The organism is Undibacterium sp. Ji49W (assembly GCF_049340205.1).
In the GTDB taxonomy this organism is placed as follows: domain Bacteria; phylum Pseudomonadota; class Gammaproteobacteria; order Burkholderiales; family Burkholderiaceae_D; genus Undibacterium.
Window position 1 is genome coordinate 151,746 of sequence record NZ_JBMPOW010000012.1, and the last position, 13,128, is coordinate 164,873.

At 53.2% G+C, this 13,128-nt stretch carries 12 protein-coding genes; 7 read left to right on the top strand and 5 right to left on the bottom strand.

The window, feature by feature from the left end; genetic code table 11:
- Positions 1-613: 613 nt before the first annotated feature.
- Complete coding sequence (locus ACO0LK_RS16365) at positions 614-2,899, top strand: pre-peptidase C-terminal domain-containing protein (RefSeq protein WP_422976818.1); 2,286 nt, start codon at positions 614-616, stop codon at positions 2,897-2,899.
- A gap of 114 nt (positions 2,900-3,013) precedes the next feature.
- Here the strand turns inward: ACO0LK_RS16365 and ACO0LK_RS16370 are convergent, their stop codons facing one another.
- The 4 genes from ACO0LK_RS16370 to ACO0LK_RS16385 form a co-directional block, all read right to left on the bottom strand.
- Positions 3,014-3,547 carry a hypothetical protein gene (locus tag ACO0LK_RS16370; protein WP_422976820.1) on the bottom strand — a complete coding sequence of 178 codons (534 nt, stop codon included), beginning with the start codon at positions 3,545-3,547 and terminating at the stop codon, positions 3,014-3,016.
- A gap of 73 nt (positions 3,548-3,620) precedes the next feature.
- Positions 3,621-3,878, bottom strand: a complete 258-nt coding sequence (locus ACO0LK_RS16375; RefSeq protein ID WP_422976884.1) for an SDR family NAD(P)-dependent oxidoreductase — start codon at positions 3,876-3,878, stop codon at positions 3,621-3,623.
- A gap of 7 nt (positions 3,879-3,885) precedes the next feature.
- Positions 3,886-4,857, bottom strand: coding sequence for an alpha/beta fold hydrolase (locus tag ACO0LK_RS16380; protein ID WP_422976822.1), 972 nt, complete (start codon positions 4,855-4,857; stop codon positions 3,886-3,888).
- A 374-nt stretch (positions 4,858-5,231) separates the two neighbouring features.
- The gene (locus tag ACO0LK_RS16385; protein WP_422976823.1) at positions 5,232-6,005 is read right to left on the bottom strand and encodes an SDR family NAD(P)-dependent oxidoreductase; all 774 of its coding nucleotides are present in this window, start codon (positions 6,003-6,005) and stop codon (positions 5,232-5,234) included.
- 106 nt (positions 6,006-6,111) lie between these two features.
- Between ACO0LK_RS16385 and ACO0LK_RS16390 the strand changes: the two genes are divergently transcribed.
- Positions 6,112-7,017 (top strand): LysR substrate-binding domain-containing protein, encoded by a 906-nt coding sequence (locus ACO0LK_RS16390; protein WP_422976825.1) that lies wholly within the window; start codon positions 6,112-6,114, stop codon positions 7,015-7,017.
- Between the two features lie 6 nt (positions 7,018-7,023).
- On the opposite strand, the gene ACO0LK_RS16395 is transcribed toward ACO0LK_RS16390, so the two are convergent.
- Positions 7,024-7,938: a LysR family transcriptional regulator gene (locus tag ACO0LK_RS16395; RefSeq protein WP_422976827.1), complete on the bottom strand. Its 915-nt coding sequence runs from the start codon at positions 7,936-7,938 to the stop codon at positions 7,024-7,026.
- 131 nt (positions 7,939-8,069) lie between these two features.
- On the opposite strand from ACO0LK_RS16395, the gene ACO0LK_RS16400 reads away from it, so the two are divergent.
- The 5 genes from ACO0LK_RS16400 to ACO0LK_RS16420 all read left to right on the top strand — a co-directional run bounded on the left by ACO0LK_RS16400 (position 8,070) and on the right by ACO0LK_RS16420 (position 13,128).
- Positions 8,070-8,585: a cyclophilin-like fold protein gene (locus tag ACO0LK_RS16400; RefSeq protein WP_422976829.1), complete on the top strand. Its 516-nt coding sequence runs from the start codon at positions 8,070-8,072 to the stop codon at positions 8,583-8,585.
- A gap of 70 nt (positions 8,586-8,655) precedes the next feature.
- Complete coding sequence (locus ACO0LK_RS16405; RefSeq protein ID WP_422976831.1) at positions 8,656-9,789, top strand: alpha/beta hydrolase; 1,134 nt, start codon at positions 8,656-8,658, stop codon at positions 9,787-9,789.
- A gap of 69 nt (positions 9,790-9,858) precedes the next feature.
- A complete protein-coding gene (locus ACO0LK_RS16410) occupies positions 9,859-11,103 on the top strand; it encodes an MFS transporter (RefSeq protein ID WP_422976833.1) in 1,245 nt (414 codons plus the stop codon).
- Between the two features lie 139 nt (positions 11,104-11,242).
- The gene (locus ACO0LK_RS16415) at positions 11,243-11,950 is read left to right on the top strand and encodes a hypothetical protein (protein ID WP_422976835.1); all 708 of its coding nucleotides are present in this window, start codon (positions 11,243-11,245) and stop codon (positions 11,948-11,950) included.
- Between the two features lie 338 nt (positions 11,951-12,288).
- Positions 12,289-13,128 carry a hypothetical protein gene (locus ACO0LK_RS16420; protein ID WP_422976836.1) on the top strand — a complete coding sequence of 280 codons (840 nt, stop codon included), beginning with the start codon at positions 12,289-12,291 and terminating at the stop codon, positions 13,126-13,128.

Consider the following 13,128-nt stretch of genomic DNA (forward strand, 5'->3'; position numbering starts at 1 on the left):
TGCATTTTCAATTCCCGCCAAATTCAACATTCCCACAGACATTGTTGCACTTTCGCAACCACTTAATTTTGCGCAATCATTTCTTTTTGGTTATGTGACTTTACTTTTTTGTCTATAAAGAACCAGTTTTTCGCAAAAATCAAGGTAAAAAATAGAGAATATTTACCAAAGGGCAACGGCTTATTGTTTTTGACATATTGTTAAACAATGTTAATAATCGGCCTCTGTTACAAAGCGACATATTGCATTCAAGCTATTTTTGTCGCTGGGTAATGAGGCTTCAATGAAGTCGTTTTGATTTAAGCAGGACCAATAGTTCTTGCAGGCGCTTGCACCTGCGAGAGGGACAACTATTGCCTAAAAAATGCAATGCCAGGCATTTGATCAATGACTGGCATGCAGTCGGAGCAGAAGGGCAAGCCAGTCATTGATCAAATGCCTGGTTTGTCTGGATGCTCAATTGGGGGAGGGCCAGGGCCGTGCTTATACACGGCTTTGGCTTACGTACCCATCCCGGATTCAAACCATATCGGGGATGGGTACCTGAGCTTGGCCGGCATCGCTAAAACGGTGCCGGTCATATCTTCGCATCAAAAAAACAAGGAGAAAAGTAATGCGTATCAGAGGGAAATTACAACTACTATCCGGTATCCCGGTGGTTTTAGCCATGTTGTGCGGCACTGCGCAGGCACAATGGGCGCCAACAGCAACCAAGGCCACCAGAATACCGGCGACCGTGTCATCGACATCAGCGGCCACACTCTTGCAGGCGGGGTCACCCACGCACGTGGTGGTCGCGCTCAAGCTGCGCAACAAGGCAGCACTTGACACGCTGACCACGGGTATCCTGAACGGGAAAAATGTCAGGCCGATTTCCAGTGCCGACTTCATGGCGAACTACGCACCGACAGCAGCACAGGTGCAGGCTGTGATTGATCATTTGAAAAGCAGCGGCTTCGTCAACATCACCGTGTCAGACAACCGCACGCTGGTGAGCGCCGATGGTGCCGCCGCGACGGTCAAAACCGCCTTCAATACCGACTTGCACACCTACACGGTAGGGGGACGTTCTGTTCAGGTCAACCTGAGTGACGCACAGGTACCGCAGGCGCTGTCAGATACGGTACTGGCGGTGCATGGTCTGCAAAATCTGCATACCTATCGCACTCATCTGGTCCGGCCTAACGCCAATACCCTGGCCAGTACGGGGCACAATCCTACCGAGTTTTCTGCCATCTATAACGCCAGCAACCTGCCCAGCGCGGTGAATGCCACCATCGGCATTATCACCCAGGGCAGCATGACGCAGACAATTGCGGATCTCAACACCTTTACCAGCCGCGCCGGTTATCCGACTGTGAATGTGCAGACAGTCACAATCGGTGCTGCCAGCTCGGACACTGCCGGTGTCGGTGAATGGAATATGGATACGCAGGATGCCCTGGCAACAGCGGGTGGCACGATCAAAAAAATGATCCTGTACACCGCCAACACGCTAAACGATGCCGACATCACGGCAGCCTATAACCGCGCTGTCAGCGACAACGTGGCCAAGGTCATCAATGTGTCTTTGGGTGAATGTGAAAACGACGCTCTCAATTCGGGTGTCATGGCCAGCAATGACCAGATCTTCCAGACTGCGGTGGCACAGGGGCAGACTTTCTCGGTATCGTCCGGCGATTCGGGTGCCTATGAATGTGGCGGCCCAGGCACATCGCAAAGCTATCCATCGGTATCACCGTATGTGATTTCAGTGGGCGGCACCTTGCTCAATACCTCGGGTACAACGTGGGTGTCTGAATCGGTATGGGCTTGCACCACGGCAGCCAGTTGCCAGCAAAGTGCAAACGGTGGCGCCGGCGGTGGGCCATCCCTGAATGAATCAGCACCAAGCTGGCAAACCAGTGCAGGCGTTTTGGGGTCTTCTACCAAACGCGGCACGCCAGACATTGCATTCAATGCTGATCCGGCCAGTGGTGCGCTGGTGATCGTCAATGGTTCCAACCAGCAGATCGGTGGTACCAGTCTGGCAGCGCCTATCTTCACCGGTTTTTGGGCGCGTGTACAGTCGATGAACAATAACAGCCTGCCCTTCCCTGCTGCTGCGATTTACCAAAAAGCGGCCAGCACACCGGGCATGTTCCACGACATCACGTCTGGCAGCAATGGCGGCTACACCGCTAAGGCAGGCTGGGATTATGCCAGTGGATACGGCAGTCTGAACATGGCAAACTTTGCGTCTGCCATGGGTTCCACAACGCCACCACCACCTAACACCCTGACCAAAGATGTTGCGGTCACGGGCCTGTCTGTCACTACCGGTGGCAACCTGGTCTATACATTTTCTGTACCGACTGGCGCCACCAACCTGACATTCAAAACCACAGGTGGTACAGGCGATGCGGATCTGTACGTGCAACTGGGCTCAACCCCAACGACCACAACCTATCTGCAAAAATCGGATGGATCCACCAGCACGGAAACCATCACCATCGCGTCACCAACAGCAGGCACGTATTATGTTCTGCTGAATGGCTATACCGCTTCCAGCGGCATCAGCCTGGTGGCCAGTTACCAAACTACTACGTCAGGTAACGTGTTGAGCAATGGTGTGCCGGTCACGGGCATCAGCCTGGCATCGGGTGCAACTGCGGTATATACCTTTGCGGTACCTGCTGGCAAGTCATCAGTAAGCTTTAAAACCAGCGGCGGTACAGGCGATGCTGATCTGTATGTCAAACTGGGTTCGGCACCGACCACCACGTCTTACCTGCAACGGTCTAACGGCACCAGCAACAATGAAAGCATTACCGTTACATCACCCGCTGCCGGTACGTATTACGTCATGGTCAAAGCCTACAGCGCCATTAGTGGTGTGACTTTGGTGGCCACTGATTAAGTGAAGTTTTGAAGTTGTGGAGTGCGATAAGGCATTCATCGCACACAGTTGTAAATAGTCGTAAATAGTCGTAAATAAGGTCTCAGGCACTTCCCTGGGACCTTATCTAATAGATTATGACGGCACCTGGTGTACCGCAGCCATCGCCTGCAACGTCTGATCCCAGGCCAGCAGTTGCGCAGACTGCTCATCGAAACGGGTTTGCAACAAGGCATATGGTTCAACCGTGACACGTCCACGTTTGAATTTCATCTTCACCAGTACCTCTGCATGCACCACATCACCCACATAAATTTCATGCGAAAAATACGCGCATTTATCATCGGCAAACAGGATGAAGCTGCTTACCCGCACCCGCTGAAAAAGACGCACCGGCTTCATGAAAATTATCAGTTGCGACACATTCACAAACGCCGTGCCACTGCCTAGCATGGGGCGCAACAAACCAGTCCTGATAACAAAATCAAACTGTGCCGCTTCGGCAAGCTGAAGATAGGCATCACTCTTCAATATCCGGATGCCTGCATCCCATGGTGTTACCCAAAAATGACAGTCAAGCCTGTCACTCACACCGACGCTATGGCCGCCAAAGCGGTAGCGGCACAATGCCAGCAGTATCGTCAAAACATTGCGAATCAATCCAGACACGGCCACACCCTTTGTCTAACGGCAAGAGTGACATCATAACCCGCTGTTAGCCTGCACTGCACCAGGCAATATCTTATCGACCACCTTCGCGCAAATACGGGGCGGCTTCCAGTGACAAACCCTGTTTTACCTGACGCGTGATGTCGTCGGCACATACTTCTTCCTGTCCCTGCACTATCGCGTCCACTACCTGGCTTGCTACCTGCACCGGGTTTCTGGCAGCGGCATACACTTTTTTGACACCAGCCTCCAGCAGGGCAGTGGCAAAGGCCAGGCCCAGTCCACGGTTGGCACCGGTGACAAAGACGACAGTATTATTGAGTTCCTTGATACGTCCTTTACACTAAAGAAGAAGTTGAATGCAGTTCCGGGATCGGAAGCGAGTGGGTTTGCTGGTCGCTGCCGCCGGTTGACTGGTGTAGCCATGTACGTACGATACGCACTACCTGTTGCGCGTTGTCGTGCTGTATGAAATGACCGGCGTCAGGAATGGTTTGTATGCTCAGTTCATTGTCCACCCATTGCCAGACATCATTCAGACCGGCGGGCAATGCGTAGGGGTCAGCCAGACCATGTATCAACAGGGTTGGTACCCTTATCTTGGGCGGCATGTCACCCGGCATGAAATACGGTTCTGCCGGCCAGTTGACGCGGTAATAATGCAGCATGGTTTCCAGTGTCGATATCGCCATCGCCTGGTCATGCCGACGTTTGAAAGCGGGGTCTTTGATCCAGGTGCCAAGCCCTGACATGGGCAACTGCAAATGCGACTGCGGCTGGCGAAACGCTCGCACATAATCACTGGCAACCCGCTGCTGCGGGTTATTGCTTAACTCGCGTGCGATGGCCCAGGGGTGCGGCATGTTCAGCACGACCAGTCTTTCCAGCCAGGGCTGCGCCTGCATGGCGGCATGCCACGCAATAAAACCGCCCCAGTCATGCCCTAGCAATGTCGCCTTGCCCGCGCCTTCACGTTCTACCACCGCCGCCACATCAGCGACCAGTTTAGTAGGCAGATAAGCTTGCGGGTCAGGCGGCGCATCGCTCAGGTGATAACCACGCAAATCCAAAGCAACTACACGGTAATCGGCACACAGATCTGCCATCACCTGCCACCAACCCAGCCAGTGATCAGGAAAACCATGCAACAGCACCAGCAAAGGCCCCTGTCCCATAGCCGCATAATGAATGCGGACACCATCGCTATCCACATAATGGTGTTCAGCGATGGCTTCGAATGCAGTCAGCAAAACTTCCGTACCGCTGCCTGCATGGTCCATCTGATCTGCTGCCTTGCTTGCACTGTTCATGATCTCTTGCTCCGGCCGGTGGCTAAGGGAATTAAGGTAACTAAGCTGGCCAAGATGAAATCAAGGCATTTAGATGTCAACCATCATCTTATAGATGTCGATTATCATCTAAAAACAAAATTCATGTCAAGCGACTTAAAAAAATCCATCCTCACGCAGAATAAGGGCCGTTAGTAGCACTGTCTAGCGCTGTCGAAAATCATTAATATTCTCTGCAAGCAGCTGGGTTATCAAAGCCAGCATCCTATCTCACAAAAAAAAACAGGAACTGATTGCATTTGCATCAGTTCCTGGAAATTGAGCGATGGCCTTACTTCAGTATATCGCCCCGCTTTACAGTGCTATACCGTACTGGGCATGTACGCTTTGGCGTATCAGAGAAGCGCTCCACCGGACGCTTCTATGCGTTGCCCATTGATCCAGCCTGCGCCTTCGGAAAGCAGTGCGGCGACTACTCCACCAATGTCATCCGGAAGCCCATTGCGGCCCAATGCTGTCATGCCAGCGAATTGCTTTTTGAGTTCGGCGTTGTCGCGCAGCGCACCACCACCAAAGTCTGTTTCTGTTCCGCCAGGCGCGATCACATTCACGCTGATGTTGCGGGTACCCAATTCCTTTGCCATAAAGCGTGTCAACACCTCAACACCACCTTTCGCTGCGGCATAGGCGGCGTAGCCGCTGAACGTAAAACGCGTCAAGCCAGATGACGTATTGAGGATACGTCCGCCATCATCAATCAGTGGGAGCATCTTTTGGGTCAGAAAGAAAGCTCCCTTCAGGTGGACGTTGATCATCAGGTCGAACTCTTGTTCGGTCGTGTCGGCAAGGGTCGCATACACACCGGAACCAGCATTGTTGACGAGGTAGTCAAAACGCTCGCGCTGCCAGTTTTTTTGCAGCGTTGCCTTCACGTCACGTGCGAAGTCGGCAAATGTGCTGGCAGCGCCAACATCAAGTCGCAAGGCCACGGCGCGGCGCCCCATACTTTCAATCTGCCTGACCACGGCCGCCGCTTCGTCCGGGCTGCTGAGATAGGTGATGATGACATCGACACCATGTGCAGCCAGGCGCAACGCACTGCTGCGTCCAAGTCCGCGGCTACCGCCGGTGATAAGGGCGATACGGTTTGGTTTTGTAGCGATACTCATAAAATTCTCCTGAGGTTGATTGGGTAGGAGGACTTTACAGTTCCGCTAGCAACAGATAAAGTAGCCGAAAATTAACTTACTGTTTCCCCAGGAAGAACAATTACTCATGGATCTGAACGATTTGAGGATTTTTTGCCGTGTCGCCGAATTAGCCAGCTTCACCAAGGCCGGGGAACATCTCAACATGGCAAAAGGCCGGGTATCAACCATCATCCAGTTGCTGGAAAAAGAGGTGGGTAGCCGGTTACTACAACGCACTACCCGCACGGTCCAGCTCACACTCGATGGCGAAATTTTTCTTGAGCGTTGTAAAGAACTGCTTGCGGAAGCTGACCAGTTACAGGGAATGTTCCAGCCAATTGCCGGTGATTTGCGCGGCACTGTCCGCATTGACATGCCCGGCTTGTTCGCTCAGGAACTGGTGTTGCCAAAGCTGCCGGAACTACTCGCCATACATCCGCAGCTTGCCCTTGGGATCAGTATCAATGATCGTAGGGTCGACTTAGTACGGGAGGGAGTTGATTGCCTGATCAGGATAGGTCCACTGCCAGACTCAGATTTGGTGGCACGGACAATTGGAATGATGAAGATGTGCAACGTGGCCAGCCCGGCGTATCTGCGGCAGCACGGGGTGCCGCTTTCGCTGGGTGATCTTGCCCATCATCGCATCATTCATTACGCGAACAACTTGCGCAACGAAGATGCTGTTTTCCGGTACATGCGTGACGGCACTGTCCGGACGGTGCCCATGCGCAGTGCGCTCACTGTTAATAGTGGCACTATCTTGCAGATGTCCTGCGTGAAGGGGCTGGGAATCGTGCAGATGTCTATCCCGACATGCCAGCGCCTGATCGACAGCGGCGATTTGATTGAAGTACTGCCCGAATTCAGACCACCGCCACTACAGGCTTCCCTGCTCCTTCCTCACCGCAGGCACAACGCTCCACGTGTGGAGGCTGTACTGAACTGGATTATTCAGGTCACCCGGCCACACATGCTTGACCGGGTGTGATCTGCCTCAGCGTCGCTTTGGCCCACCCGTGCCCGCCACGCGCAGCGCATCCAGCACCAGAGAAAATGCTGGTGAAGACTGCCGGCGGCTAGGGTAATACAGAAAGTAACCTGCAAAGGGCAGGCACCAGTCTTCCAGCACACGTACCAGACGCCCTTGTTCGATATGGGGCGCGAATTCTTCTTCCGGCAAAAACGCGATGCCCAGTCCGGTCAATGCCGCTGCCACGACATGAGGGGTGGTGTTAAACACTACCTGCCCGTCCACGCGCACATTCAAGGGCTGGCCTTTCCGCTCGAATTCCCAGACATAGATCCCGCTCTGGCTTGTAAAACGGATGTTGATACAACGGTGGTCAATCAGGTCACGTGGCGTTTGCGGCACGGGGTTTGTGGCAAAGTACGACGGCGTGGCGACAGCAGCCATGCGCAGCTTGGGGCCAATCGGTACAGCGATCATGTCCTTATCGATATAGTCGCCCAGGCGCACGCCTGCATCGAAGCGGTCAGCCACAATGTCGCGAAAGCCGTAGTTGACGTCGAATTCTACTTTCACATCCGGGTATTGCAGTAACAGGGGCGCAAGCTTGGGCAACAATGTTGTGTGCAGCACATGGTCGCCACAGGTAATGCGCACCGTACCTGCGGGCTTGTCGCGTAATTCGGTCAGTGCATCCAGTTCATCTTCGATCTCGTCGAAGCGGTGGCCAATCGCCTGTGCCAGACGTTCGCCCGCCGCAGTTGGCGAAACGCTGCGTGTCGTGCGTGTAAGCAGACGGATGCGCAAACGTGCCTCCAGCCCGCTGATGGCCTGGCTGAGTGCCGATTGCGTCACACCCAGCACAGCGGCTGCGCGTGTGAAGCTGCCTTCACGTGCCACGGTGACAAAGGCCAGTAAATCGTTGAGGTTTCGTCGTGCCATGGGATCCAGTGTATCAGGAAGATTAATTAGAATTACTAATAAGCCATGTAAGCATTCATTATCTTGTCAATATCTGTGGGGATTGTCAAACTTAGCCCCATGAAGCAAAGAGACCAAAACCCGGCAGTCGCATGAAGTACCGCTACCACAACAACCGCCATGACCACATGCGCAACTATATGCGTGAACGCGCTACCCGGCGCGGCTCGCCGCCGTGGCTGAAAGCTGCGGGGCGATTGGTCATCAGCTTGCTGGCCAGTTACGCCCTCCCCGCATTCACACAGGAGTTCCCTATGAAAATACGCCTGGATGTCAATGGCGACATCGCCACTGCCACTTTGTATGACAACGCGACCGCCCGCGATTTCGCTACGCTGCTGCCACTGTCACTGACTTTAACGGATTTTGCCCAGGTCGAGCGCATTGGCGATATGCCTCGCGCGCTTTCTACTGCGGGTGCACCAGCAGGCATGACCCCGGTTACTGGCGACATCACTTACTACGCACCGTGGAACAACCTGACAATTTTTGCGGGCGACAACGCCTATGCGCGAGGGCTGGTGCGACTGGGCAAGATCAATACTGGCCTGGCCGCATTGCAGCGCCCCGGCCCGTTAAAGCTCCGGATAGAACATATCAAGGATTGACAGTCATTCGCGAAGAGTACAAATGCCCTCTTCAATCTACCCCTTTCACCTTTCAACAAGAATACCAACCATGAACATACCATCCAACACCGACAATGAATCCACAACCGAGTTGGCTGGCCCGGCGTCGGGCCGACGCGACTTTCTGATAATGGCAGGTCAAAGCGTCGCAGCACTTGGTGTCTTGTCGGCAGCAGGCAGCACTGCCTCTGCTGCAAGTACAGCAACGGTCCCAGACATGTCGAATGGTGCCAATAATTTTTATACCAGCGACACAGTCACTGTACAAAAAATTAGCTTCAAGAACCAGTACCAGATGAACGTCACGGGCAATCTTTTTACGCCCAAAAATCTCGACCGTAGTAAAAGAACACCGGCAATCGTTGTAGGCCACCCCATGGGCGCAGTCAAGGAGCAAAGTGCAAATCTGTACGCCACAAAAATGGCTGAACAAGGATTCATCACGCTGTCCCTGGACTTGTCTTTCTGGGGCGAGAGTGAAGGGCAGCCTCGTAACGCTGTTGCACCCGACATTTATGCAGAGGATTTCAGTGCTGCTGTGGATTTTCTTGGCACGCAACTATTTGTGGACAGGAAGCAGATTGGTGCTATCGGGATTTGCGGCAGCGGCAGTTTCGTCGTCAGTGCCGCCAAGATTGACCCCCGTATGAAAGCCATTGCCACGGTCAGCATGTACGACATGGGCGCTGCCAATCGCAATGCGCTCAAGCATTCGCTGACGCTGGAACAAAGAAAGAAAATCATTGCCGAAGCAGCACAGCAACGCTATGGCGAATTCACCGGTGGCCACATCAAATATACCGGCGGGACAGAGCATGAACTGAATGAAAATACCCACCCCATCCAGCGTGAGTTCTATGACTTTTACCGCACACCGCGCGGCGAATACACACCGCAAAGCTCATCGCGACAACTGACAACGCACCCGACCCTGTCGAGCAACGTCAAGTTTATGAATTTTTACCCCTTCAATGACATTGAAACGATTTCACCTCGTCCTATGCTCTTCATCACGGGTGACAAAGCACATTCAAAAGAGTTCAGTGAAGATGCTTTTCGCCGCGCTGCGGAACCCAAAGAACTATTCATCGTCCCTGGTGCTGGCCACGTGGACCTGTACGACCGTGTAAATCTTATCCCCTGGAGCAAGCTGACGGCCTTTTTTACCCAACATCTGGCATAAGGAGAAAGCCATGCTTTTCATAGCCGTAGCCATAACCGTAGCCTGTGATTTCAATAAAATGAGGTCCAAATGACAGAAGCCAGCATAACGAATGCGGCGACATCCATGTCATCTGGCAGATCTGATCGCGTCTCAAGCAGGCAGGCATGGAGCGCTGTCGGGGCCATGTCCATGTGTGTCGGATTGCTGATCGCGTCAGAATTCATGCCGGTCAGCCTATTGACACCGATTGCTGCCGACCTGCATGCCAGCAGCGGCATGGCAGGCCAGGCTATTTCTGTGTCTGGCTTATTCGCCGTCCCCACCAGTTTGCTGATTGCCAGCGTGGTCGCGCGATGGGACCGCCGTCATGTACTGCTGGGGCTGACGATGACCATGCTGGTATCACTGCTATTGATTGCAGAAGCCCCCAATTTCCCGGTACTGATGGTGGCAAGAGCACTGTTAGGTGTCACCATTGGTGGCTTCTGGGCATTGTCGACGGCGACGATCATGCGTTTGGTCACGGCCCCATCCGTACCCAGGGCACTAGGCGTGCTTTACACGGGTAACGCCGTGGCCGTCGCTTTCGCTGCCCCCATCGGTAGCTATATGGGTGGCCTGATCGGTTGGCGTGGCGTGTTCTGGGCGTTGGTGCCATTCGTCATCATCAACCTTGCGTGGCAGTGGTACAGCCTGCCATCCATGCCACCCGATGCCGGTTCCGTAGTGGTCAGTACCAATGCATTCAAGCTACTGAAACGTCGCAACCTTGCTTTCGCCATGCTGGCTGTGATGCTGTCGTTTGCGGGGGCGTTTTCCACTTTTACCTATCTGCGCCCCTTTCTCGAAACACGCATGGACGTGACCGTCACCCAGTTGTCATTGCTGTTATTGGGAATGGGGCTGGCCGGGTTTGCCGGCACCTATGGTGCCAGCGCCTTATCGGGGCGGTTTCTCTACCGCCTGCTGGCCTGGTTGCCACTTGCACTGGCAGCGGCAACGCTGGCCTTCCTGGCCCTTGCATTTGTGCACCTGTTGTGGCCTGCCGCACTGATCCTGATCATCTGGGGCACACTCAATGCCGCCATGCCGGTGGCGTGGTCCACATGGCTATCACTGGATATCGCCGACGAAGCTGATGCGGGCGGCGGCCTGATGGTAGCAGCCATTCAGTTGGCCATCATGCTCGGTGCTGCATTTGGTGGTTTGCTGCTGGATCACGTATCACTGAGCGCAACCTGGATCGGCGGAGCGGTGTTGCTGCTGCTTGCATCACTGGCAGTCGGTGACGGCAGGCGTTTGCGTCCTGCGAAAAATGACATCCAACATTGATCCATATCAGCGCGACGTGAACCGTAAGGACCATTAGCAAACCGACTTGGTAAAGTTACTTTCTTCTGTCCCCTATCCCCATTTCGAAGCGGCCAATGCTAGAGTGATACTTTTATAGCTTTAGCATAGGTTCGCCAATATGCGTATCCACCCTCTTATATCTCTCGCCACTCCCTGGCTGTTGCAAGCCTTGTTAGTTAGTGGCACGGCCTTGCCCGGTCAGGTGATGGCACAAAAAATGTACCGTTGCGGTAGCGATTATCAGGACACCCCCTGCACCAATGGCCAAAAAGAAAAAGTCATCGGCAAGGCCGTGACAGCCACAGCCACGGACAAACCACCGCTGGATGCAACTTGCGTGCGCCGTGGCGAAGAAGCCAAGAAGGTGATCTGGATGCGTGAAGGCGGTGCCCTGCAAGACAAATTACTGAACGAGGCAACAACCGCAGAACGCCGCAAAGTGATAGGCGATGTCTATGCCCAGCGCGGCAATGCCGTAGACATACGTGCCCGCATAGAAAGCGACTGCATGTCAGAAAAAGAAAACGAACGCAAGTTTGGCATGGCACCTGTCCAGGAAGACCCGGCTAAACGTACGCAAGCAGCCGAACGCAAAGCCAGCCAGGGTGAAAGCCCGGCAGACGCCGCCAAACGCGCCAGTGCAGATGCCGCACGCACCAAAGCCATGTGTGACGATGTGCGCCGCCAACTGGCATCCGTCCAAAATGCCCAGCGCAGCGGCGGCCAGGGCAGCACCCTGGATGAACTGACACGCAACAAGCGTGAGATAGAAAGCAATCTGAGGTCAATGGGCTGCGATGCGGCGCCTAAAACGACGATGCAATAAGTGACCGACATTCATCATTAACGATGATGCCAGCGCATTCTTTGCGCTGGCCCGGCAAGCCCTTTCTTGCTGCCACGCAAGTACATGTCGATGCACGCGGCAATCTGCTTGAAAAACGATCATCAAGTTGCATTAGCGCAACTGAATTAACTCAGCAAACCAGCTAAAAACTGGAACATACAATCCATTCTCATTGATCAGAATTCCTGCATAAAACAACGCCAGGGCATCTTATCAATCTCAAGTTTCATTTTAATGTTGCCATATTTTTAATATGGGTTTAATTTATTAAGGAATAACATTTCAGCAAATCTCACACTGACCGTGGAGTTACCCATATGACTGAGCATGAACTAAACACTGCCAAGTATCTATTGGAACTCCGTCGGCTTGAGCTTGACGAAAAACTGGCAAAACGAGACGAAGAATTTCTATATAGAAATTCAACTACATTGATTACCGGGGCAATCTCCCTGGCCGCAATCATTGTCTCGTTAAGCGGAGTCGCAATTTCTTTCTCTCAAAAAGAAAAGGAACTGGCACTACAAACCGGCCAAAATGAACGTGCGCAATCACAAGCTGTATTTGAGGCAAACAGGAAATGGCGATCCGACGCAGCAAACTATGTATCAGCCAATAGAGAGCTTATTTTTTCCGGAAATACAAAAGACCAGGTACAAATTCGTGAAGTCATGATTCTCGCCTACCCACCCGACATCGTAGATGCCCTATTCAAGGGACTAGAGCAGCAAGCCAAGGAATCAGAAAAGGTAACCTGGGCAGATGGCCGCAAAGCGCTTGATGTCGTCTTGACAGAAAACAGTAGTGCTGTCAGCCCTCAAATCACGCCTGTCGCCGTGCTAGCGCCAACAAGTGATTCTCTGATCGAATTATTCAATGGCCCGACCAGACGAGATGTCAGCAATACTCTCGTTCGGGATTATGCTAACAATAAGAAAGCTGTCATTGACAGGCTGATTGCAACGGTACGTCCCGAAAAAGATCCTTCTGCCTATCGCGTCAATCTCTACGTCCTTTTCACTCTTGCCAGAATTCCGGGACACTGGGAAGGGACACCAGAACAACAGCAAGTCATCAAAGCGCTTGGTGAGTCACGCAATATGGCAGACCATACCTATGCGCAATGGGCGAAGCAAGCGAACGAGCATGCAAGGTGA

What these genes read in the sequence shown, in the direction of transcription:
- ACO0LK_RS16390 (WP_422976825.1), top strand. Translation starts at nt 6,112, where the DNA reads ATGGATCTGAACGATTTGAGGATTTTTTGCCGTGTCGCCGAATTAGCC.
- ACO0LK_RS16400 (WP_422976829.1), top strand. Translation starts at nt 8,070, where the DNA reads ATGAAGTACCGCTACCACAACAACCGCCATGACCACATGCGCAACTAT.
- ACO0LK_RS16380 (WP_422976822.1), bottom strand. Translation starts at nt 4,857, where the DNA reads ATGAACAGTGCAAGCAAGGCAGCAGATCAGATGGACCATGCAGGCAGC.
- ACO0LK_RS16385 (WP_422976823.1), bottom strand. Translation starts at nt 6,005, where the DNA reads ATGAGTATCGCTACAAAACCAAACCGTATCGCCCTTATCACCGGCGGT.
- ACO0LK_RS16405 (WP_422976831.1), top strand. Translation starts at nt 8,656, where the DNA reads ATGAACATACCATCCAACACCGACAATGAATCCACAACCGAGTTGGCT.
- ACO0LK_RS16415 (WP_422976835.1), top strand. Translation starts at nt 11,243, where the DNA reads ATGCGTATCCACCCTCTTATATCTCTCGCCACTCCCTGGCTGTTGCAA.
- ACO0LK_RS16365 (WP_422976818.1), top strand. Translation starts at nt 614, where the DNA reads ATGCGTATCAGAGGGAAATTACAACTACTATCCGGTATCCCGGTGGTT.
- ACO0LK_RS16410 (WP_422976833.1), top strand. Translation starts at nt 9,859, where the DNA reads ATGACAGAAGCCAGCATAACGAATGCGGCGACATCCATGTCATCTGGC.
- ACO0LK_RS16420 (WP_422976836.1), top strand. Translation starts at nt 12,289, where the DNA reads ATGACTGAGCATGAACTAAACACTGCCAAGTATCTATTGGAACTCCGT.
- ACO0LK_RS16395 (WP_422976827.1), bottom strand. Translation starts at nt 7,938, where the DNA reads ATGGCACGACGAAACCTCAACGATTTACTGGCCTTTGTCACCGTGGCA.